The organism is Desulfovibrio sp. DV, assembly GCF_001936595.1.
Lineage (GTDB): Bacteria > Desulfobacterota > Desulfovibrionia > Desulfovibrionales > Desulfovibrionaceae > Solidesulfovibrio.
On sequence record NZ_MLBG01000053.1, the window covers coordinates 1 to 21,595 of the forward strand.

Sequence of the window (21,595 nt, forward strand, 5' to 3'; positions counted from 1 at the left end):
CCTTCCCCAAAAACTTTCAATGGGGGTGTCGGCGGACGTGTCGAAAGTCATGCGCCAACTCCACCAGTCGGGGGGGTCCGGGGGGACCAGTCCCCCCGGTGGGGTGGTCCAGGAGGGGCAACGCCCCTCCTGGCCGCCGGAGGCACACCAACGTCGCCTGGACAATATTCAAGATATCCGGGTCGCGGTCCTGAAAATCGGGGTGGAGCCGGTCGGCGATGGCGTCGAAACCGTCTTCGTCGCGCGTAAAATCAAGAACCGAGACGTCGAAATCGGCCCGGGCCAGGGTGGCGGCATGGTCGTCGTAGCGCCAGCGGGGCAGGTCGCCGGGATTGAGAAACCAGTTCCAGACCCGTTTGGAATAGAGCAGGAAATGGAAGGGATATTTGAAGAAATGGTCGCGGTAATCGACCCGGTGGAGCATGACGCCGCCCGGTGCCAGCAGCCGGGCCAGCTCGGCAAAAAGGGCAGTGGTGTCGGTGACATGCTCCAGCACCGAATTGGACACGATGATGTCGGCCGAGGCGTCGGGCTCGTCAGTCAGGGCGGCCACCCGGCGCACCACGGAAAATTTCACGCCGGGATGGCGGATCACCATGGCTTCGAGGTGCTTGGCGTCCAGGCCCACGTCGTGGAGGGCGTAGGGTTCGTGGCAGACCACCGAGGCGGCACCCATGGCCGCCAGGGCGTAGCCGGCCCCGTTGGCCGAGCCGCAGCCGATCTCGATGATGCGCTTGCCCGGAACGGGAACGCCCAGGCGGCCGAGATCGTCGGCGTAGGCTGCGGCAATGGCCGTCGGGTCGGTGACGCCCTGGTTGACGCAGTAGTACGGCAACCGGCTGCCCCAGGCGGCCAGCCGCTTTTCCGTGAAAAAAAACCGTCGCAGCACCCGAAGGGCCACATATTCAAGGCTGTCAAAACGCAAGGCGGCCTCCACCCAGGTCCATGTGGCGAAGGACCCAGAGATTCCACAAAAACAGGCGGTGATCGGCCCGGCCGGCCCGGTGCTGGCCGATGCGGGCCTCGATGGCCGCGGCATTGAGGTCGGCTTCAAGCGGTGAGGCCGGTCCCATGGGCAAGGCCCCGTCCGCCAGCCAGCGGCCGATGGGCACGCCGAAACCCTGCTTTTTGCGGTAAATGATGCTCGAGGGCAAAACCGATTCCAGGGATTTTTTGAGAATGTATTTGGTGATGCCCTGACGGTATTTGAGGGCAGCCGGAATGGTGCGCACGTAATCGACCAGCTCGATGTCCAGGAACGGGGCGCGCACTTCCAGGGAATGCATCATGCCGGCCCGGTCGGTTTTAACCAGTATATCGTCCTGCAGATAGAGCCGGGTGTAAAATTCCATGGTGCGGTCGATCATGTCCCGGGACCGGCAGGACTCATAGACGGCAATGGCCTCGCTGTAGAGGTCTTCGGGGTCGATTGGTTCGGCAAACAGGTCGGCCAGTTCGGCCGGGTCAAGGGGCCCGAGCCAGACCGGATTCCACAGGCGCGGCGGTTGGGACAGGCCGCGCAGGAAGCGGTTGATTTTAAACCCTGCGGCCATATAGCCGTGGCCGACCGGCAGCCGGCCGGCCAGGAGGGCCAGGGCGCGGTGGACGGGTTTGGGCGTCAGCCGGCTGTACCACTCGGCCGCCCGCACCGCCCGGAAAGGGTCGTAGCCGGCAAAAAGTTCGTCCGCCCCGTCGCCGCCAAGGGCCACGGTGACGTGGCGGCGGGTCTCGCGGCACAACAGCGCCGTGGGAATGAGCGACACATCGCCCATGGGCTCGTCCAACCGGCCGACGATCTCGGGCATAAGGGCCAGGGCGGCGTCCAGGGTGAGCCGGGCTTCCTGGCGGGCGATGCCAAGGGCTGCGGCCGCTTCCCGGCTCTTGGCCGATTCGTCAAAGGCCGGATCGTCAAAGCCGATGGAAAAAGCCCGGATATCCGGGGCATGACGGGCGGCCAGGGCGGTTATGGCCGAGGAATCAACCCCGCCGGACAGGAAAATGCCCAGCGGCACGTCAGCCATGAGCCGGCGGGCCACGGCCGCGTCGAGCAGTTCCAGAATGCGCCCGGCAACCGCCGCCTGGGGAGCCTCAAGCAGCCCCTGGTCCGGCTCCAGCTGAAATGTCCACCAGCGGCGCAGCTGCGGCACCGGATCGCCCACGTCAAGAAGCAGGTTGCAGCCGCCCGGCAGTTTGGCCGTGCCGGCGTAGAGGGCGTTTGGGGCCGGGATGAAGCCGTAGGCGAAATACTTGCGAAGGCTCGTGCGGGACACGGCCCGGTCGGTGAGCTTGGGGTGGGCCATGAGGCTGGCCAGTTCCGAGGAAAAAGCGAAAAAACCCGCTGCCGCAGCATAAAAAAAAGGCTTTTTGCCGAAACGGTCGCGGGAACAAAAGAGCAGCCCCCGCGGCTTGTCGTAGAGGGCAAAGGCCCACATGCCGTTTAAGTGCGACGGCAGATCCTCGCCCCACTCCCGCCAGCCATGGAGCAGGATTTCCGTATCGCTGTGGTCGGAGACGAAGCGGTGGCCCCGGGCGGTAAGCTCCCGGCGCAGTGCGAGGTGGTTGTAGATTTCGCCGTTGTAGGTGACCACCAGCGCCCCGTCGGCCGTGGCCATGGGCTGGGCCCCGCCCTCGAGGTCGATGATGGCCAGACGGCGATGGGCCAGATGGACGCCGCAGGCGGCATCAACAAAAGTCCCCTCCCCGTCCGGGCCGCGCCGGGCCAGGGCCGCGTTCATGGCGGCAAGCTCCCCTGCCCCGCCCGGACCGATGAAACCGCAGATGCCGCACACGTGAGCGTCTATTCCTTGCAGTTTCGGGTGCAGTCCACGAGATAGGTCGGCTTGTCCTGGGACTCGTGGTAGGTGCGCATCAGGATTTCCGCAATAAGGCCCATGAAAATGGCCATGATGCCGATCAGCATGAACATGACCACGCCAAGGGGCAGCGGCGTTTCAATGAAACTCTTGTTCAGGAAAAATTTGCAAAAGAGCATGAAGAAGAAAAAGAACGCCGAACAGGCAATGCTGGCCAACCCGAAGCCGCCAAACAGGTACATGGGCTTTTGGGCGTACTTATCCAGAAACTTGACGGTCATGAGGTCCAAGATGACCTTGATGGTCCGCTCCATGCCGTACTTGGACTCGCCGTGGATGCGCGGATGGTGGGTGACGCCCACTTCCGTGACCCGCGCCCCCTGCCAGGCGGCATGGATGGGAATGAAGCGGTGCATCTCGCCGTAGAGCTTGACCCCTTTGATGATGTCGCGGCGGTAGGCTTTGAGTGAACAGCCGTAGTCGTGGAGGTGGACGCCGGAAATAAACGAGATGAGCCAGTTGGCGATCTTGCTTGGCAGGTTGCGCTTGATCGGATTGTCCTTGCGGTCCTTGCGCCAGCCCGAGACCACGTCAAAGCCTTCGTCGAGCTTGGCCAAAAGCCTCGGGATGTCGGCCGGATCGTTTTGCAGATCGCCGTCCATGGGAATGAGAATATGCCCCCGGGCCATGTCGATGCCGGCCATCATGGCCGGGGTCTGGCCGAAATTGCGGCGCAGATGGACCACGCGGACCCGTTCGTCGCGTTTGGCCAGGACGTCGATGCGCTCCCGGGTGTCGTCGGACGAGCCGTCGTTGACCAGGATGATTTCGTAGGGCTGGCCCAGGGTGGGCAGGATGTGGTCGAGCTTGGCATACAGCGGCTCGATGTTGTCCTGCTCGTTGTAAAGCGGAATGATGATGGAAAGCATATGCGGCATGGTTCCCGCCGTATCTCGGAGGTTACAGGCTTGGGGGCGGGGTAGGGCCCGTCACCGTCAGGGGGCCTTCCCGGCGACGGGTCGCACATCCACAAGGCGCACCCCCGGCTCGGGGCTGGTATAGGGAAAATTCGCCCCGTCGAGAAGGGCGAAATTGCCCGGCACCACGGCCAGCTCCCGGATGCGTGCGTCAAAGGGGGCGAAAAGCGGCCCACGGGCCATGGCCTCGGGAGTCAGGTCGGCCTCGCGCACCACCATATAGGAAACGCCGTAAGCCTGGGCAAACTCCCGCACCACTGCGGCATCCTTGGCATAATAGGCCTCGGCTTGATGGGCCAGCCGCGGCAGCATGATCTTCCAGGCCCCAAGGCTCCAGGGATGGGCCAGCTCAAAGGAGGCTACCACGTTTCGCCGGCCAAAGGTCAGCACGTTGTCCATATCCATGGCATTGCCGGCCAGGACGGTATCCTTGGGCAGTTCGGCGACGGCGGCAAAAAGCGGCGCATCGGCCCGGTAATCGTAGAGCCCCACCCCGGTAAGCCGCCATGCCCCAAGGACCACGGCCGCAAGGGCCAGGACCACGGCCATGCCCCGGCGGGCCAAGAGCCCGGCCAGGGCGTGGCGCAGGCACACGGCCAGGGCCAGGGCGTAGAGCAGGTTTATGGTGTAGGCGATGTAGCGGTCCGGCACGAACAGGGCCAGGGCAATGGCCCGGGCCAGGATGTACAGGGAAAGCGACCCGGCCAGGAGCATGGCCGCCGGCCGGGCCTTGGCGGCAAGCGCACGCCAGGGGGCGCGGCGTGCGCCGAAAAAGAGGATGGGGGCCAGGATGGCCAGGCTCAGGATGCCCGGCACAAGACCCCATTCGAGAAACAGGCCGATACTTTCAAAGGGCCAGTAGATCAGATCAAGGAAGGGGTTTGGCAGCGGAAAAAAGCTCCAGCCGGCCGGCAGCGGTAAAATTCCACTCCGGCCGCCAGACCGGCCCGGCCGACCAGGGGACCGTAGCCCTGGGCAGCCATGGCGTGGTTCATGCCAAAAACTGCCGCGCCGGCGGCAGCCAGCACCAGCCCATGGACCGGCCGGGCCGGAAACGGGGCAGCCGGGCGGTCGGTCAACCGGGCCAACAGGGCGTCAAGGCAGGCGCACCCGGCGCACAGGATGGCAATGTAGGGGATGGTGGCGGCTTCAAGAAGCAGCACCCAGGCCATGCCCCGGCCGCTGCGTCGCATCCAGGCCAGGAGAAACAGGGCCAAGAGCGGCCCGGCAAAGGCCCGGGACAGGCCGCCGGAAATGTTCTTGAGGAAATACGGCATAAGCCAGGCCATGGACGCGGCAAACCAGCCCAGGATCGGTCCTTCGAGGGTGGCGCCAAGGCCGAACAGGGCCAGGGCCAGGACGAGAAACAGCGCCCCGGTCAGGATCTTGGAAAACCAGAGGGGATCGAGGCCGAAGCCGGCCGCTGCGCCGAAGTACAGGGCCTTGACCCCGGCCGGAACATAGGCGGCGGCATAATCGGACAGGAAATCAGACGGATACAGGGCCGGATCGAGCCAGCGGGCCATCCAGAACAACTGCTGGCGCACGTCGTCGTTGACGACAGAGGGCGAGGCCAGCCCCAGCCGGTGGGCCAGGGCGTAGACCACCAGGGAACACAGGGAGACCAGCAGCCAATCCGAGCGACGGATCGGCCGATCAGACAGCCCGGTCATAGAGGCGGAACACCTTGTAGCGTTCGCCGCCAAAATCCGTCAGCGTCTTGTTCCACTGCTCCAGGGATTCCGGAATGAGCGAACAGTCGCAGTATTCCATATTCGGATGATTATTGAGGAAATTGACGATGATGTTGATGATGATGGCGTGGTGGAGCCGCTTCCACTGGTGCGAGCGGGCCACGCCCATGATGATCGCCCGACAGTGGGTGAGCGGCTTGACCCGGCAGTCCCAGAGCAATTGCAGTTTCTGCCACAGCCCGAACTTGCCGTTGAATTTTTTGACCGACCGGTTCATGTCCGGCGAGACCACGGCAAAGGCCACCACCTCGTCGCCGTCCAGGATCATGCTCTCCAGATCCGGGCGCACCAGCGGCTGCAGCGTGACAAAGAGGTCCTCGTACTGCCGGTCGGTCAGCGGCACATGGCCCCAGTTCTTGCTCCAGATGTCGTTGAAAAGCTCTTTGATCTGGGGCCCGCGCTTGGCAAATTCCTTGCGGGGAATGGGTTTAATGGCACATTTCTGGCGCGTGAGAATGGAATCGCGCAGCTTGGCCAGCTTGACCGCATCCATGCCGGGCTTGCGGCTGATGCGGTAGGCGTACCAGTCGTAGGTCTTGGCAAAGCCCCAGTTGGTGATCAGGGTCTCATAGTACGGCGGGTTGTGGGTCTGCATCATGGACGGCGGCGAATCGTAGCCGTCAACGAGCAAGCCGACTTCGTCGTAGATGCCAAAGGACAGCGGTCCGTGGATGCGGATCTTGCCTTTGCCGCGCACCCAGGCGGCTGCAGCTTCAAACAGGGCGTTGGCCGTTTCCTGGTTGTTTTCCGACTCGAAAAAGCCGAAAAAACCGGTTTCCGTATCGTGGTGCTGCTCGTAGAGGCCGTTGGTGTGGGCCGAGATGCGTCCCACCACCACACCGTCGCGGCGGGCCAGATAGTATTCGGCCTGGCCGATCTCGAAAAACGGGCCTTTGTTGCGATCCAGGAAATCCCGCTGCATGGGAATAAGCGGCGGCACCCACATGGGGTCGTTGCGATAGATTTCCCAGGGAAAACGAATGAACGCGTCGAGGTCTGCCGCAGAGGCGACAACCTCGATAACGAGGGGAGCGTGCGTCATAGGGGCTACTTGCCGGGCTGAATAGTGATTTGACCCTTGAGACCTTCTTTCAGCTCGGCATTCGGGTTCGGAATGGTCAGCTCGATCTCATAGTAGGACGGCTGCTGCAGGGCGGCCGGCATGGGAGCCCAGGGAATGCGCGACACCGACGCCGCGTACTTCTTGCCGGGGATGGAGTCGAAGGTGACCACGGCCGGCTGGCCTTCCTTGAGCTTCTGGGCCTCGATCTCGTGGACCTGGGCCCGGATGATCATAGGATTGAGCAACCCGACCTGAAAGAGTTCCGCTTCCTTGGCCAGCTTGACCCCGGCCCGCAGTTCCGGGTTCATCCACATGACGAAACCGTCGTGGGGGGCCTTGATGATGCCGTCCTTGGGCACCTTGCCGATGCCCACACCCTTGCCGAAATGATCTTCAGCCAGTTCCACCCGGTCGCTGAGGAGATCCCGGGCCAGGTTCAGCTGCTCGGTAACAGCAGCCTTATCCTTGCGGTACACCTCGATTTCCTTGTTATTCATGGAGATGGCCTGCTGCGAGGCCATGTTGCGCTGGCTCATGGCTTCCAGCTCACGACTCTTGGCGGAGAGACGGTCGATTTCCTTGTCGGCCACGGCCAGCTTGTGTTCGAGATCCTTAATGCTGGCCGGGGAGAGTTTGGTCTTCTCGTCCATCCGGGTTTCCAGCGGAATCTCGTAGGTGGCCAGGACGTCACCGCGCTTGACCTGCTGTCCGATCTGACCGGAAAGATTCAGGATCTTGGCGTTGTAGGGCAGAAACACCGAGAGTTTGACGGGGCTGTAGAGCTTGCCGGAAAAGCTGATGTCCGTGGGCCGAAACGAGGCCCGTTCAGCTGTTTCGGCCTGGGGAGCCGGCGCGGCCGGAGCCTGGGCCAGGGAGGCGCAGGGTCCGGCCAGCACGAGTCCGGCCGCCAGAAGCGCGGCGCGTAATATCATGTTAGATGCTCTCCATGACAGTGGCATTGATGTAGCGATCCTGGAACTCGCCCGAAACGGAACGGACTTCCAGCATGGCCGAGTCACGGTCATACTGCTTGACGAGCAGGTTCTGCCTGCTGTCGAGGAAGTCGCCCATGGCCTTGACAATGGCATCGTATTCGGCTTGGCCGGAGTCAAAGCGGAACTGGGCCTGTTGCACGGTGAGCTTTTGCAGTTCCATTGAGGATTCGGCAAACTTGACTTCCGAGGTAGCCGAACGCAACTTGGCCAGGGCTTGCTGGAACTGGCTCATGAGCGAGAATTCCAGGTTGCGGCCTTCGACGTTGAGCTGGGCCATCTTCTTGTACTGTCGGCTGACGTCGCGTCCCTTGGTCCACAGATCGAAGGGCATATTAAGCGTCAGGTTGGGATACATAAACGGCAGGGTCGAGGTGTCGTCTTTATAGCTGGTGTTGTTGAGCGTGGACACCGAGGTGAACCCAAAGGAGAAGGTGGGCAGGAAGTGGATGTAGGACAGGGCGATGCTTTTTTTCTGCAGCGCCTTTTCGTATTCATGGATGCGCAGAGCAAAGGAGTGCTTCTTGAGGCTCTCGTCGGTGATGGTGGACGGGTTGAACTCCTCAAGCACCTGGGTCGGGGCGTCGTTGAGGGACAACTCGACCTTCTGGATAAAGGGCACGCCAAGGATAAACTTCAGTTCGTCCAGAAGCACGGACTTGGTGGTGCGCATCTTCTCGGCTTCGGTGCGGGCCAGATTGACCCTGGTCTCGGCAATGCGCACATCAAGCTGGGCGCCCTGGCCGAGGCCGGCGCGGGTCTTGACGTATTCAAGGTTTTTAAGGGCCAGCTCTTCCTTTTCCTTGGCCATGCGGATCATGGAATCGGTCATGCCAAGCTGCAGATAGGTGAGCCCCAGGCGCTTGAGCCCCTGATCAATGACTTTGAGGTGGGACAAGACAGCGATATTGGCCAACTCTTTCTTGGCCTGGACGTCAAAGGCGGTCAACAGCGGGTTCCAGGCCCCGGTGGAAAAGCTCAGGTCGTATTTCTTCCGGTTGCGGTTGGCCGAGTTGCCGGCATAGACGGCGTTGGAGGCGGAAATGGAGTTGGCCAGGTTCTGGGTCGCATCCGAGGAGGCATTGCTGAGCACCGACGAATAGGCGGTCGGGGCGACAGTGTTTTTATACTCGGGCAGACGCATGTAAAACGTCGTGCTCATGACGATGGTGGGAATATACTGGGAGTAGGCATCCCCGACGTCGAGACGCTTGGATTCGATCTCGATGGCGCTCTTGGTCAGCAGCGGCGACTGGGCCAGGGCCACGCGCACGCACTCGTTGAAGTCGGCCGGCGATTTGAGCTGGGTGGACCCCAGGGCCAGGGAGCCGGCAGCCTTGGAAAAACTCGGAGCCGGGTCGTCGGCGGCGGGCTTGGCCGCAGCCTGGGGCATGGGCGCTTCCGGGGCCGGGGCGGCAGCGGCAGCCCCCTTGACCTTATCTTTGGTATACCGGTCGCCGGGCGCGGCAAAACCCGTGAGCGCGCTCCCGAAAAGCATGGCGCTCAAGACGGCGACAGTAAAAAAACACAGCACCCCCGCCGCGAAAGCGCGGCCTGCGACATCCCCCCCGGATGCCGGCAACCCCTGCCGAAAGGACAGTTTCCTGGCCATGCGCTCCTCCCCGTCGAGCGTTACCCGTTTAAATACCCGTCCGTCAGGACGCATTTTCTCGTACAATGTTCAGCGGTCATGTTGTCATGGGTGACCACGACCATGGCCGTTCTCGCTTCTTCCGTGATCTTGGTAAAATACTCCAATACACGGAGGCTGTTTTCCCGGTCAAGCTGCCCGGTCGGCTCATCCGCCAAAATAAACTCCGGTTCGTTGACCAGGGCCCGGGCAATGGACACCCGCTGGCGCTCGCCGCCGGAGAGCCGGTTGGACGGCTGATGGACCCGGTGTTCCAGGTTGACCATGCGCAGGGCTTCGCGAATCCGGTCGGGCCGCTCCCTGCGGCGCACGCCGGCATAGATCAACGGCAGTTCCAGGTTCTCGTACACGGTCGAGTTTTCAAGCAGGTCACAAGTCTGGAAAACAAACCCGAGCATTTCCCGGCGAAAGATGGCCTGCTGGTCGCGCGACAGCGACAAGACGTCCACCCCGGCCACCTTGTAACCGCCGGTGCTTGGCGGCTGGAACAGCCCCAGGATAAAAAGCAGGGTGGATTTGCCCGACCCCGACGGCCCCATGACCGCCACCATCTCGCCCCGACGCACGTGCAGGTTCACATCCTTAAGGACCGTGATGTCGCCCGCCCCGGTATTATAGTTCTTTGTCAGATGATTGATGTCGATGACAAGGGCGTTGTCGTCGGTGATGTCGTATCCGTTACTCATAACGCATGGCATCCACGACCTGCATCCGGCTGGCCCGGATGGAGGGATAAAGACCGGCGCCGATACCGAGGACCGCCGCAAAGGCCAGGCCCATGAACAGACAGATGACAAACAGCCCTTCGGGCGGGCGCGAACCAAGCATCCGACTCATGTATTCGATGCCGATGCGTCCCAGGATGACGCCGAAAACCGATGAGGACAAGGTCACGCACAGGGCCTCGAAGAGAAACTGGTAGAGGATGTCGGAATCCAGCGCGCCCATGGCCTTTTTCAGACCGATTTCCCGGGTCCGGCTGGTCACGGTGGCCATCATGATGTTCCAGATGCCAAACCCGCCGAGGATCATGGTGGCGACGATCGAACTGTAGATGAAAAGCTCCACCCACCAGAAAATCCGCTGCACCTGCTTAAGCGGCTCCCAGGCCACGTTGATCCGAAGCCCCCGGTCCGTCTGGTTGGCCTTGACCACCCCGGGCAGGGCGGCCGAGACCGTGGACACGTCGTCCCAGGTGGCGCAACGGATATAGGCGCTGTAGGGCTGGGAAATGCCGACCACCCGGGCCCGGGCCGTGGTGATGGGCAAAAAGACGAACAGGCTGCGGTCGCCGGCCCGCACGCCGCCGAGAATGCCGACAACGGTGTAGAGATTGTCGTCGATGGACAGCGTCTGGCCCAGGCCCTCTTTCTCGCCGCCAAAGATCTGGCGGGCCAGATCCGCGCCGACCACGCACACCCGGGCCCCTTCCTCCACGTCGCGCTCGTCAAAAAGGCGCCCGACTGCGGCGTTAAAGGAAAAGACCTTCCAGTAGTTGGATTCGCAGCCGACCAGGTTGAAGCCGTAGAGCCGGTCGTGCCAGGTGGTGACGGCATTGGCCTTGAGCGCCACCTTGGTGGTGTCCAGCACCCCGGGCACCCGGCCGATGGCCTCGAGCGTCCGCTCGCGGAACCATTCCTGGCGCTCGAGCTGGGCCTGCTCGAACATGGCGTTGATGATGGTCGCGCCGCCGAGCAGGTCGAGGTCGTTGTTGAAGTTCTTTTTCAGATCATTGCCCATGGTGATGATGACGATAAATCCCGCCATGCCCAGGGCAATAGAGGCAAGGACGCCGATGTAGCGGCGACGCTTGCGCAAGACCTCGCGGACGCTGACGCGCACGAGATCGTAGTACCGCAGCGGCCCGGCTCCGCGACGGCGGATACGGTCAAGCTCGGCAGCCGTGATTTTTTTTCGTTTTCCTATGGCCATACTGATTCGCCCGGACGCAACCGCGCCCAGATCACGTCGTCCCCATACGTCGGGACGCCTCGCTTACAAGTAGGACAGCTTGGCCTTGGCCCCGGCTTCGCCTTCCTCGTCGCCTTCGGCGTAGGTCGGCTCGTCTTCGAGGTCGCATTCCCGAATGCGAAATTCCTTGGCCAGCTTCTCAAGGACTTCCAGCACGAAATCGAGCTGCCGATCCTGGTGGGTGCTCATGTAGGCGGTGCGGATCAGCGCCTGTCCGCGCGGCACGGCCGGGTACACGGCCGGCAGGGCGAACACCCCGGCCTCGAACAGGGCCTGGGAGAACTGGAAGGCCTTCTCGTCGGAGCCGATGATGATGGGAATGATCGGCGAGGACGAGGCCCCGATGCGCAGGCCGATGTCTTTGTACGCCTGGCGCATCCGCACGGTGACCTCATGGAGCCGGTCCACGCGCTCGGGTTCCCGGGTGAGGATGTCCAGGCAGGTGAGCACGGCCACGGTATTGGCCGCCGGCAGGGCGGCGGAGAAAATCTGGGTGCGCGACTGGTAGCGCAGATAGCGCAGCATGTCCTCGTCGTCAGAGGCAATAAAGCCGCCGATGGAGGCCATGGACTTGCTAAAGGTGCCCATGATGAAATCGACCTTGTCCGTGATGCGGAAATGGTCGGCGCTGCCGCGTCCGCCCCGGCCGAAGACCCCGAGCCCATGGGCGTCGTCGAGGTAGAAGACCACTTCGGGGTGGGCGTCCTTGACCGCCGCGATCTCGTCGAGCGGAGCCAGCTCGCCGGACATGCTGAAGACGCCTTCGGTGACCAGGAACACGTCCCCGTCCGGCCGCAGGGCCTTGGCGTCCTCCACCCGCTTCATGGCGTGGGCGGCGTCGTTATGGGCAAAGGTGACCAGCCGGGCCTTGGTGTTTTTGACACCCTCGAAGATGCTGGCATGGTTCTCCCGGTCGCACAGCACGGTGTCGGCCGGCGTGACCAGGACGCCAAGGGCCCCGAGGTTGGTGCTGAAACCGGTGACGTGGACCACGGCAAAGCGCTTGCCGATAAATTCGGCCAGCCGCTCCTCCAGGTGGTGGTGCAGCACCATGTTGCCGCTTAAAAAGCGGGAACCGCCGGGGCCGGTGCCCCATTGGTAAACGGCCTTGGCTGAGGCGTCCATGACCCGGGAATCGTGGCTCAGTCCCAGGTAGTCGTTGGAGCCGATCATGACCAGGCGCTGGCCGGCAACCTCGACCTCGGTCCCCCAGGTCTTGGCGATGGGGCGAAAATAGGGATTAATGCCCTGGGCCGAAATCAGGGAGTGCAGGGCATTGAATTGCTCGCAGCGTTGGCGCAATCTCATGGCGTTCGTTGGTTCCTCGCGTGGTTTGGAAACGACGGCTCGGGTTGGGCAGAATTCGCCAGCCGTAGTGTCGGCCTTTTGGCCATGCCGGTTCCCGCATATCGGCCGGGAACAACGGCCAATACGTCAAAGACCGGGGCTTTGCAAGTCTGGGCGGTTGCCGGCGACCGGCCGGGCGGCCAGGGCCTCGCGCACCCGGGAGGCGAGCTGGCCGAGCAGCTTGCCCGCCGCCAGCCTAGCCCGGCCGAACTGGCCGGGATTTTGGCGGGTGAAATAGATCTCGTCATCCGGGGCGGCCAGCTCCAGGCTGTAGTTGCGAAGCCACTGGCCCCGCTTCTTGCTCCACTCCAGATACACCCAGTAAAAGGTCGTGGACCCGTCGGCCGCCTTGCACCGGGCCGCTCCCCAGGCATAGGCCTCGCCGCCGCGCGCCACTTCCCGGTATTTGAGGAAATCGAAGTCCTCAAACACCAGCCCGTCGGTGGCGGTCATGCCCCGGGCAGCAATGTCCATGGCCCGGCGGTAGCCGTCCTTGGGGATGCCGGCCAGCCCCAGGGCCGGATAGTGCCAGGCCCCGAACCAGACAAGCCCGGCCACGCCGGCCAGAAGAACGGCCAAAAGGGCCAGGGAAAAAAGGCGCAGGAAACGCCGGGAAAGGCTCATGGCCGGCCCTCCCCGGCCGGCGGGCAGGGGAGCAGCCCCATGCGCCAGCCGGCGGCTTCCAGGCGTCTGGCCCGCTCGAGCTTTTCCGTGGCCCGCAATTCGTCGTCGGTCGCCCGGGCCCGGGTGGCTTCGTCCTTGCGGATGGCCCGCACGAGGGATTCCTCGGACACAAGCGACCCCGGCTCCGGCCGGTAGGCCCCGGAGCGCAGCTCTTCCAGGCGGACCCGGACCGCCTTGTCTGTGGCTTCCAGCACGTCGCGGTGGCGCTCTTTCATGATGGCGGTATTTTCGCCGTCGTTGACCAGCCCGTCAAAAAAAGATTTCGGGGTCAGATTGCTGGCTGCCTCGGGCGTCTTCATGAAGCCTTTATAGAGGGTGCCGCCCAGGGCCACGAGCAGCAGCAGGCGAACGACCGTCTCGCGGGCCGGGGGAAACCTCATTTCGAAGCCTCCTTGCGCCGCCAGATCTCAAGCTCCTTTTGCGGAGCCTCCACCGGGATGAAATAATGGTGGTTGGGATCATCGGTCCGGTTGCCAAAGGTCTCATCCGGGAAAGGCAGGGGCACGCGCTCGTAGTCGCGGGCCAAATCCAGTCTGTCGGTGAATTCCCTGGCCCCGAACAGGAAGCGGTCGCGGTTGACCCGCACCACCCGGCGGCGCAGCACCCAGTCCGGTTGCGTGTCCGGCGGCACCGGCCCCTGCAGGCCGCCAAGCACCCGCACGCCGGTCAGGGCAAATTGCAGGGGCAGGTCGCCGTATTCGGCCACGATGGTCTGGCCGGGTTTCGCATTCGCCGCAAAAAAACCGATGATGGCCGTATTCACGTCGGGATAGCCGCACACCAGTTCGGTGACAAAGAGCTTGATCGGGAAATTGTTCGAAGTGAGCATCCGGAAATCGTTTTGCCAGGGCCGGTTGACGATTTTGAGCCGCTCCATGGGATAGACCGCCAGCCAGTTGGTCAGGGCCAGCAGGAAAAAGAGCATGGCCGCCGAGACCCTGGAGAAATCCCACAGCCGGCGCACGCAAAAAGCCAGCAGGATGGCGCAAAGCGGCAGCAGGTGGGCGATGTAGCGGAAAAAGCGCTGGGGCACGATGCCCAGAAAAAGCAGGCTCAGGACGATGAGCACGGCGGAAAAAAGCACGAACCGCTCGCCGGCCTCGGCCGGACGCTCCAGGCGGGTGAAAAACCGCCGCCAACGCCAGGCCAGGTAGGCCGAGATCGGCAACGGGATGCAAAACATCGACAGGTCGGCGAAATAGAGCATGAGGTTTTCCGGCACGAGCAGGACGTCGAACATGCCGCTTTGCCGGCCGATGCGGTAGAGCAGGATGCCCGGAACCACGGCCACGGCGGCCGTGGCCCCGATCAGCACGGACAGCCGGCGCAGATGGAATTTTTCCGGGTAGACGAACAGGGCGGCTGCCAGGGCTGTTGGGGCAAAGCTTAAAAAAGCAGATAGTTGGCATGAAAGAGCAGGATCATGCCGACAAACATGGCCACAATTGGCCCGGTGCGGCGCTGCCAGTCACAGAGAAAGGCGTCGAGGGTCCACAGGACAAAAAGCGTCCCGGGCGCATAATAGCGGGCCTGCCGGCCAATGAGCAGATAGGGCACGCACAGGGTCAAAAGCGTTGCGGCCAAAAGCGCCCAGGAGCGGTCGCCGAAATGGCGGGCCACCAGCCGGTAGGTCCAGAAAACGGCCAGCAGGGCAGCCAGGGCAAAGGGCACCCGGCCGGCGGCGGCAGTTTGGCCGCCCACGGCGAATCCGGCTGCCTGCAGATAGATCTGGATCCAGGGCGACCAGCGCCAGAGGTAGCCGCCGACCTTGTCGAACTCGCGCTCTTCTTCCTGGGACACGACATTTGTCCCGTCAAAGGCGTACGGCAGGCCGGTGGCCAGGACGTTTTTGGCCAGGCAGGCCGTCTCAGCCTCGTCCTGCCAGAAAGGCCGCTGGCCGAGGTTGTAGAACAGAAGGAAGGCGGCCAGGGCCAGTATGGCGGCCAGTCCCCAGCCTGGGAGGACGCCGGGTGCGGATGGGCCGGAGGCCGGCGCGACCGGAATCGGTCCGGCTGTCGTCTGGGTATGCGGCATGGCCCGCCTTCGGTACTGAAGGCGGGCCGTCTTGTAAAGCCTTGGCCGCGTTTTCCGGGCCACGCCCGGCAACAGGTGCGGTGGGCGAGGAAATTTGAAGAGGCTCCCAACCCGGCGGAATTGCACGTCCCCGGAGGCCTTTTGGCGCAAATGTCTGCACTGCGGCAGTTGACAGCCTACCCGATTTCAGGATTAGTTCCGCGTTTGGCCGCGAACACTCATTTCATCGCGGCGCATCCCGCCGTTTCGCCCCCGATCCGGCGACCCCCCTGGAGCGAATGCCCATGATGAACGGAAAAAAAGTGGTGGTGGTCATGCCCGCCTACAATGCGGCCTCCACCCTGGAACGTACCTACGCCGAAGTGCCCAAGGACATCGTGGACGAGGTCATCCTCGTTGACGACTGCAGCCGGGACAGCACCATTGACCAGGCCAAGGCCCTGGGCCTGCGCTGCTTTCGCCACCAACGCAACTGGGGTTACGGCCGCAACCAGAAGACCTGCTACGCCGAGGCCCTCAAAACCGGTGCGGACGTGGTCATCATGGTCCACCCCGACTACCAGTATACGCCGAAAATCATCCCGGCCATGGCCAACCTCATCACCTGCGGCGAATACGACGTGGCCATTGCCTCGCGCATTCTCGGCGGCACAGCCCTTGGCGGCGGGATGCCCCTTTACAAGTACGTGGCCAACCGCTTCCTGACCCTGTCCCAGAACCTGCTCATGTCGGCCAAGCTGTCGGAATACCACACCGGCTACCGGGCCTTTTCCCGGCAGGTCCTGGAAACGCTGCCCCTGTGGGAAAATTCCGACGACTTCGTCTTCGACAACCAGATGCTGGCCCAGTCGGTCTATTTCGGCTTCCGCATCGGCGAGGTGTCCTGCCCGACCAAGTATTTCGAGGAAGCCTCCTCCATCAACTTCCGCCGCAGCTGCACCTACGGCATCGGCGTCCTTGAGACGTCCATGCAGTTTCGCCTGCAAAAGCTCGGCTACAAGCAGTACGCCATTTTCGACAAGAACGGCCGCGGCCTGTCTAGCCCCAATCCCGAGTACTATTCCGACGAGACTCCGGGCTGCACGCCGGCCAGCTAAAGCCCGGCCCGGCCAGTTCACCCAGGGTCGTCCCCGAAACGTCGAAGGTCCGTCGCAGCCATCCGGCAAAGCGGCGGACCTTCGCCACAAAGGCGTCCACTGCGGCCCTGTCCGGAAAATGCGGGCTGCCGCCCGGAAGCAGTTCCGAGGAATGCCAGAAAAGCGTCAGCGCCCGCCCGCCGCGCCGGACATGGGCCAGGGCGGCCAGGCGCATGGTGGCCTCGGGCATCCAGACCGGATTGACTCCCAGGACCAGTGTTTTCATGAAGCCGCCAAGCAGGGCGTCGCGCCAGGCCGGCAGCCGCCCGGCCAGGGCCCAGGCCAGTCCCGGACTGCCGGGAACAAGCGGCACCTGGGTGGTCGGGACTTCCAGCAGTGACGGCGCGCCACGATCTTCCGGAGCGCCAGGGCGCACCCAGTAGGGATCGCACGGGGCCAGGAAATGGTCCGGCCCGCCCGGCACATGGCGCAGGGGCGCGACACTGGAATCGACCCGGAAGCCGGCCCCGGGCAGTTCGGCCATGGCCCGGCGAAAGAGATTCCAGCGGCCCATGCGAAACGAGACCGCCGGCTGGCCGGCGAAATCCCGCATGGCCGCCTGCAGGCTGTCGAGCTTGGCCCGGAAGAGGTCGGTCGGCATCACCGCCGTGCTCACCGGCTCCGGCCAGGGCAGGTCGGGAAACGGCGGCGTGTTCCAGGGATGCAGATGCGCCCCGAGTTCCCCGCCCTGGCGGGCAATGAGCCCGGCCAGGAGGTCGCGGCTTGGCCCGTGGGTCAGCACCGGGTAATCGCACAGACAGGTGAGTGGCAGCCCGAATTCGGCCGGAAGAAATTCCAGACGTTTAAGCTCAACAATATTGGACAGGCCCGCGCCCTCCCGGGGATAGCTTCCGGAAAAAAGCCCCTCTTCCTCCACATCAAGGCTGATAACGACGGCCAGCGGTTTTGTTCCCATGGATGCTCCTCGGGCGCATTCTAGCGGCAGGCGGGCCGGGACGCAGCAACAATCTACCTGCCGCACATCTCTGGCGTCGTCCTTGCATGCCTTCCCCGGCGAGCAGGGGCCGCCCGTTTTTCCTTGACATTTTTCTTCCAGGACTTTTGTTATCATGACGAGCAAAGAGTTGCAGCCAGGACCGGACCAACCCATGAAACAACGCCTTTCCCTTGATGCCCTGCAGCCGGACATGATTCTGGCCGAGGATCTTTGCCGTGAGGACGGCATCCTGCTGTTGCCGCGCGGCACGGTCCTGTCCTCGCGCCACGTGGCCCTGCTGCCGTCCTGGCAGGTCCTTGACGCGGTGGCCTGGGTCGCCCTGCCCGGCCGGGACGGGCCGGACCAGGGCCCGGAGGGCCAGCAGCAGCCGCCCGAGGACGCGCCCCTTGATCTCACCGCTGCGGCCAAGGCCCTGGCCCCGCGCTTTGCCCTCACCGACAGGGAAGACATCGGCCAGGCCGCGCTTTTTTCCGTGGCCCTGCCCCGGGCCGCCAACCTGCTGTTGCGCCGCGGCCCCCATTGCCTGGATCTGCCCGGCCCCGTGGCTCTGGACACCCTGCCGCCGGTCCCGGACACGCCGGCTCCCGGTCCCATGGCCATTATCGAGTCCGACCCCAAGCTGACCTCCCTACCCGACGTCTTCGTGCGCATAAGCGAGGTCCTGCATGACCCCAACAGTACGGCCAAGGAAGCTGCCGGCGCCATCGGCAAGGACGTCAGCCTCTCGGCCAAACTGCTCCAACTGGTCAACAGCGCTTTTTACGGTTTTCCCGTAAAAGTGGACACCCTGTCCCGGGCCGTGACCATCGTCGGCAGCCGCCAGCTCACCACCCTGGCCCTTGGCATCTCGGTCATCGGCATTTTCAAGGATCTGCCCGAAGGGCTGGTGGAGATGCGGGCGTTTTGGAAGCACAGCATCGGCTGCGGCATCATCGCCTCCAACCTCGTGCCGGCCACGGCCGACAGCGGGGAAAATCTCGAGGTGGAGCGGCTTTTTGTCGCCGGCCTGCTCCATGACGTCGGGCGCCTGGTGCTCTACCGCAACCTGCCCCGCCACTGCGCCCATGTCCTGGCCAAGGCCAGGAACGAGGGCATCCCGCTGCGCGAGGCCGAACGGGCCGTGCTCGGCTTTGACCACGCCACCCTGGGCGGGATGCTGCTGCGGCGCTGGCGGTTTCCGGACAACCTGGAGCGGGCCGTGCGCCACCACCACGGCGGCCCGACGCCCATGGGGCAGCTCATGCCGGCCATGATCCACGCCGCCGACGCCGCAGCCAACGCCCTGCTCCTTGGCTCCAGCGGCGAGGTCTACGTGCCGGCCCTGTCGCCGCCGGCCTGGACCACCCTGGGGCTCACCCCCGAACGCCTGGAAAAGGCCGTGGCCGCAGCCGACGTCCAGGCGGCCGAGATCATCCGGGTGTTTCTGCCCGACGACGCCTGAGCCGGCCGACGCCCCGCCCGGCCCTCAGGCCGCCGCCCGAACCGGGGCCGGCCGCAACCACGCACTGCCCCCCTCTCCGGGGCGCTCCTGAAAAAAGACAAACGCCCCGGCCGGACTCCGAAAAAGGGAGCCGGCCGGGGCGCAGAGTCCACCAGGACTCGAAACAAGGGCTAGACGATACTCGAATTGCCGTCGCGCAGCTTGCCGACCAGAAAGCCGATGGCAATGCCGAGAATGCAGCTGCCAATGCAGGTCACCCCGAAGATGGCCACCAGATCGTTGACATTGCCGATTATTTTTCGGCCAAACAGGATATGGAAAAATCCATAGCCCACCCAGATGATCATGCCGGCGTGGAACCCGAAAAAAAGGCCGTCCATCATCCGGTCGTGCACTTCCACGGACTCGATGTACTTGTAGCAGATGAGCTGGGCCACCACGCCAAACAGCGTGATGGAGCCAAACGAGGCCAACAGCTGGATGGCCATGACCACGGCCGTGGCGTGCCAGGGGTCGCCCTTGCGCAGGGACACGATGACCCCGGGCATGAGGCTTATGACCCACAGGGCGACGATGCCAAGCCCCTGGTGCCGTCTGATCAGAAATTTCCGAATCTTGTCCAAACCGTCTTGCATTGTCCGCCTCGTATCGGGCCGTCCGGGCCGGCCGCTCCGGGTCTTGATGACGCCGAAGGACCGCCAACAAAAAGGACGCCGGCCGCGTTGTCAAGCGTCCCGGAAAACGTCATACTGGCTGACAGGTTGTGAGGCAATGCGTTTCGCATAAACCAGCGCGCCGCCCGCAGCGGGCGTCCCCGACCGGACAGACATGAACCACCCGCATCCAGGGACCCGGGCCGCTACCCAGCCGCCCCGGGTCCTTATCATCGACGACGAGACGATCAACGTCGAAACCCTGGCCTGGATGCTCAAGGAGGCCGGGTTTACGCCGCTTCGCGCCCTGTCCGGCCCCATGGGCCGCAAACTGGCGGCCCAGGAACAGCCGGAACTGATCATCCTCGACATCATGATGCCCGGCGAATCCGGTTTCGAAACCTGCTCCAGGCTGACCGCCGACCCGGCCACCACCGACATCCCCATTATTTTCATCTCGGGCCTCGACGACGTGGAGAACAAGGTCCGGGGCCTCAAGCTCGGGGCGGTGGACTATGTCGCCAAGCCCTTTGCCCGCGAGGAAGTGCTGGCCCGGGTCAAGATCCACATCCGCCTGCGCCAGGGCCTGCGGGCGCTTCTGGCCGAGCAGGCGGCCAAGCTGGCCCAGATCCGCGACGCCCAGCAGTCCATCCTCGTGTCCCCCGAGGACATCCCGGAAGCCAATTTCGCTGTGCGCTACCTGCCGGCCCTGGAGGCCGGAGGGGATTTCTACGATGTTTTCCCCTGGAGCGACGCGGTCATGGTCTATTTCGTGGCCGACATCTCGGGCCACGATCTGGGCGCATCCTTTGTCACCTCCTCGCTCAAGGCCCTGGTGCGCCAAAACGCCAACCCGCTCTATTCGCCGGTGGAGACGCTTAAAAACATGAACAGCGTCCTCACCACCCTTTTGCGCGACGGCAAGCATCTCACCGCCGCCCTGGTTTTTGTAAACCGCACCCGCTCCCGCCTGACCCTGGTCAACGCCGGCCACCCTGCCCCCATCCTCGTGACCAGCCCGGGGGGCGCCGAACTGCTGGCTGCCGACGGCGACGTGCTCGGGGTGTTCGAAGCCGTCCAGTGCGGCCAGATCGAACGCACCGTGTCGCCGGGCGACCGCCTGTTTCTGTATACCGACGGGCTGATCGAACGCTTCGGGGCAGGCGCCCGGGGCCGCCGCCAGGGCCTTGCCGCCCTGGTCGCGGCCTGCCAAAGCACCGCCCATCTGCCCCTTGACGCCGCTGTGGACGCCATTGCCAACGCCACGCTCGAAGGAGCCGGCCGCCCCCAGGACGACGTCGTCCTCATGGGCATCGAGGTCTGACGGCCATGTTCGAAATCCAGTCTTTTCCGGGCGGGCGCACCTTTCGCTTCTCAGCCAACCTGTCGTTGCTGGACCGGGCCGTGGACGAGACGGTCCGGTTCATTGTCGGCAGAAACGTCACGGGGAGCCTTTTCGACGTCAAACTGCTCCTGCGCGAGGCCCTGCTCAATGCCGTCATCCACGGCAACCGCTCCGATCCCCTGCGCCAGGTGACCCTTGGCGTGACCGCGGCCGACGGCCGCCTCACCATCACCGTGGCCGACCAGGGGCCGGGCTTTGACTGGCGTTCGGGCCTGGCCAAGCCTCCCCCGCCCGAAGCCACCAGCGGCCGGGGACTCACCATCCTCACCCTCTACGCCGACGACGTGCGCTTCAACGCCGCCGGCAACCAGGTGACCCTGACCAAGGCCGTCTCCGGCCTGCGGGGTCCCGCCACCCCCCCGGAAGACACCCGGGACAACACCGCTCGGAGCCTGCCCATGCACGACATCAGCATCAATGACGGCACAACCGTCCTGACCCCGGCCGGCGACATCGTGGCCTCTGTGGCCGATGAACTGCGCACGCGCATCAAGGAGGTCATGCAGCAACTCACCGGCCCCCTGGTCGTCGACCTGACCCGGGTGGAACTCATCGACTCCGTGGGCATCGGCCTTTTGATCGCCGTCCACAACACCCTGTCCAAGAAAGGCGAACGGCTCATTCTGGCCCATGTCAGCCCGGATCTGGCCGCGCTTTTCCGCACCATGCGCCTGGACAAACACTTTTCCATCCAACCGGCGTAACACGCCCGGAGA

At 63.9% G+C, this 21,595-nt stretch carries 21 protein-coding genes; 4 read left to right on the forward strand and 17 right to left on the reverse strand.

The window, feature by feature from the left end; all coding sequences use genetic code 11:
• Window positions 1-16: 16 nt before the first annotated feature.
• The 15 genes from DVDV_RS12560 to DVDV_RS23435 all read right to left on the reverse strand — a co-directional run bounded on the left by DVDV_RS12560 (window position 17) and on the right by DVDV_RS23435 (window position 15,286).
• Entirely contained in the window at window positions 17-925 is a 909-nt protein-coding gene (locus DVDV_RS12560; RefSeq protein ID WP_139311615.1) for a trans-aconitate 2-methyltransferase, read from the reverse strand.
• Entirely contained in the window at window positions 915-2,789 is a 1,875-nt protein-coding gene (gene asnB, locus DVDV_RS12565) for an asparagine synthase (glutamine-hydrolyzing) (RefSeq protein ID WP_075354999.1), read from the reverse strand. Before asnB ends, DVDV_RS12560 begins: the two co-directional genes overlap by 11 nt.
• A gap of 8 nt (window positions 2,790-2,797) precedes the next feature.
• A complete protein-coding gene (locus tag DVDV_RS12570; RefSeq protein ID WP_075355000.1) occupies window positions 2,798-3,751 on the reverse strand; it encodes a glycosyltransferase family 2 protein in 954 nt (317 codons plus the stop codon).
• Between the two features lie 57 nt (window positions 3,752-3,808).
• Window positions 3,809-4,606, reverse strand: a complete 798-nt coding sequence (locus DVDV_RS23420) for a hypothetical protein (protein ID WP_254845364.1) — start codon at window positions 4,604-4,606, stop codon at window positions 3,809-3,811.
• Between the two features lie 47 nt (window positions 4,607-4,653).
• The gene (locus DVDV_RS23425) at window positions 4,654-5,463 is read right to left on the reverse strand and encodes a hypothetical protein (RefSeq protein WP_254845365.1); all 810 of its coding nucleotides are present in this window, start codon (window positions 5,461-5,463) and stop codon (window positions 4,654-4,656) included.
• The gene (locus DVDV_RS12580; RefSeq protein WP_075355001.1) at window positions 5,447-6,586 is read right to left on the reverse strand and encodes a hypothetical protein; all 1,140 of its coding nucleotides are present in this window, start codon (window positions 6,584-6,586) and stop codon (window positions 5,447-5,449) included. The genes DVDV_RS23425 and DVDV_RS12580 overlap by 17 nt, the downstream gene beginning before the upstream one ends.
• 5 nt (window positions 6,587-6,591) lie before the next feature.
• On the reverse strand, window positions 6,592-7,539 hold the full coding sequence (locus DVDV_RS12585; RefSeq protein WP_075355002.1) for an efflux RND transporter periplasmic adaptor subunit: 948 nt from the start codon (window positions 7,537-7,539) through the stop codon (window positions 6,592-6,594).
• A 1-nt stretch (window position 7,540) separates the two neighbouring features.
• Window positions 7,541-9,097 (reverse strand): TolC family protein, encoded by a 1,557-nt coding sequence (locus tag DVDV_RS12590; protein WP_254845366.1) that lies wholly within the window; start codon window positions 9,095-9,097, stop codon window positions 7,541-7,543.
• A 134-nt stretch (window positions 9,098-9,231) separates the two neighbouring features.
• The gene (locus DVDV_RS12595; protein WP_075355004.1) at window positions 9,232-9,936 is read right to left on the reverse strand and encodes an ABC transporter ATP-binding protein; all 705 of its coding nucleotides are present in this window, start codon (window positions 9,934-9,936) and stop codon (window positions 9,232-9,234) included.
• Window positions 9,929-11,182, reverse strand: coding sequence for an ABC transporter permease (locus DVDV_RS12600; protein ID WP_075355005.1), 1,254 nt, complete (start codon window positions 11,180-11,182; stop codon window positions 9,929-9,931). The genes DVDV_RS12595 and DVDV_RS12600 overlap by 8 nt, the downstream gene beginning before the upstream one ends.
• Before the next feature lie 63 nt (window positions 11,183-11,245).
• Window positions 11,246-12,529, reverse strand: a complete 1,284-nt coding sequence (locus DVDV_RS12605; RefSeq protein ID WP_075355006.1) for an aminotransferase class I/II-fold pyridoxal phosphate-dependent enzyme — start codon at window positions 12,527-12,529, stop codon at window positions 11,246-11,248.
• A gap of 126 nt (window positions 12,530-12,655) precedes the next feature.
• Window positions 12,656-13,192 carry a hypothetical protein gene (locus DVDV_RS12610; RefSeq protein WP_075355007.1) on the reverse strand — a complete coding sequence of 179 codons (537 nt, stop codon included), beginning with the start codon at window positions 13,190-13,192 and terminating at the stop codon, window positions 12,656-12,658.
• Window positions 13,189-13,632 carry a hypothetical protein gene (locus DVDV_RS12615; protein WP_075355008.1) on the reverse strand — a complete coding sequence of 148 codons (444 nt, stop codon included), beginning with the start codon at window positions 13,630-13,632 and terminating at the stop codon, window positions 13,189-13,191. The genes DVDV_RS12610 and DVDV_RS12615 overlap by 4 nt, the downstream gene beginning before the upstream one ends.
• On the reverse strand, window positions 13,629-14,567 hold the full coding sequence (locus DVDV_RS23430; protein ID WP_254845367.1) for a hypothetical protein: 939 nt from the start codon (window positions 14,565-14,567) through the stop codon (window positions 13,629-13,631). The genes DVDV_RS12615 and DVDV_RS23430 overlap by 4 nt, the downstream gene beginning before the upstream one ends.
• Window positions 14,568-14,638: 71 nt before the next feature.
• Complete coding sequence (locus DVDV_RS23435; RefSeq protein WP_254845368.1) at window positions 14,639-15,286, reverse strand: glycosyltransferase family 39 protein; 648 nt, start codon at window positions 15,284-15,286, stop codon at window positions 14,639-14,641.
• A 284-nt stretch (window positions 15,287-15,570) separates the two neighbouring features.
• Here DVDV_RS23435 and DVDV_RS12625 point away from each other — a divergent pair, with 284 nt between their 5' ends.
• Entirely contained in the window at window positions 15,571-16,383 is an 813-nt protein-coding gene (locus DVDV_RS12625; protein WP_075355009.1) for a glycosyltransferase family 2 protein, read from the forward strand.
• Here DVDV_RS12625 and DVDV_RS12630 read toward each other — a convergent pair.
• A complete protein-coding gene (locus tag DVDV_RS12630; protein WP_075355010.1) occupies window positions 16,325-17,338 on the reverse strand; it encodes a hypothetical protein in 1,014 nt (337 codons plus the stop codon). The genes DVDV_RS12625 and DVDV_RS12630 overlap by 59 nt on opposite strands.
• A gap of 193 nt (window positions 17,339-17,531) precedes the next feature.
• Between DVDV_RS12630 and DVDV_RS12635 the strand changes: the two genes are divergently transcribed.
• Entirely contained in the window at window positions 17,532-18,821 is a 1,290-nt protein-coding gene (locus tag DVDV_RS12635) for an HDOD domain-containing protein (RefSeq protein ID WP_075355011.1), read from the forward strand.
• A 170-nt stretch (window positions 18,822-18,991) separates the two neighbouring features.
• Here the strand turns inward: DVDV_RS12635 and DVDV_RS12640 are convergent, their stop codons facing one another.
• The gene (locus DVDV_RS12640) at window positions 18,992-19,456 is read right to left on the reverse strand and encodes a hypothetical protein (protein WP_175577103.1); all 465 of its coding nucleotides are present in this window, start codon (window positions 19,454-19,456) and stop codon (window positions 18,992-18,994) included.
• Window positions 19,457-19,649: 193 nt separating this feature from the next.
• Between DVDV_RS12640 and DVDV_RS12645 the strand changes: the two genes are divergently transcribed.
• Entirely contained in the window at window positions 19,650-20,798 is a 1,149-nt protein-coding gene (locus tag DVDV_RS12645; protein WP_075355012.1) for a PP2C family protein-serine/threonine phosphatase, read from the forward strand.
• A 5-nt stretch (window positions 20,799-20,803) separates the two neighbouring features.
• Window positions 20,804-21,583, forward strand: coding sequence for an ATP-binding protein (locus DVDV_RS12650; protein ID WP_075355013.1), 780 nt, complete (start codon window positions 20,804-20,806; stop codon window positions 21,581-21,583).
• Window positions 21,584-21,595 lie beyond the last annotated feature (12 nt).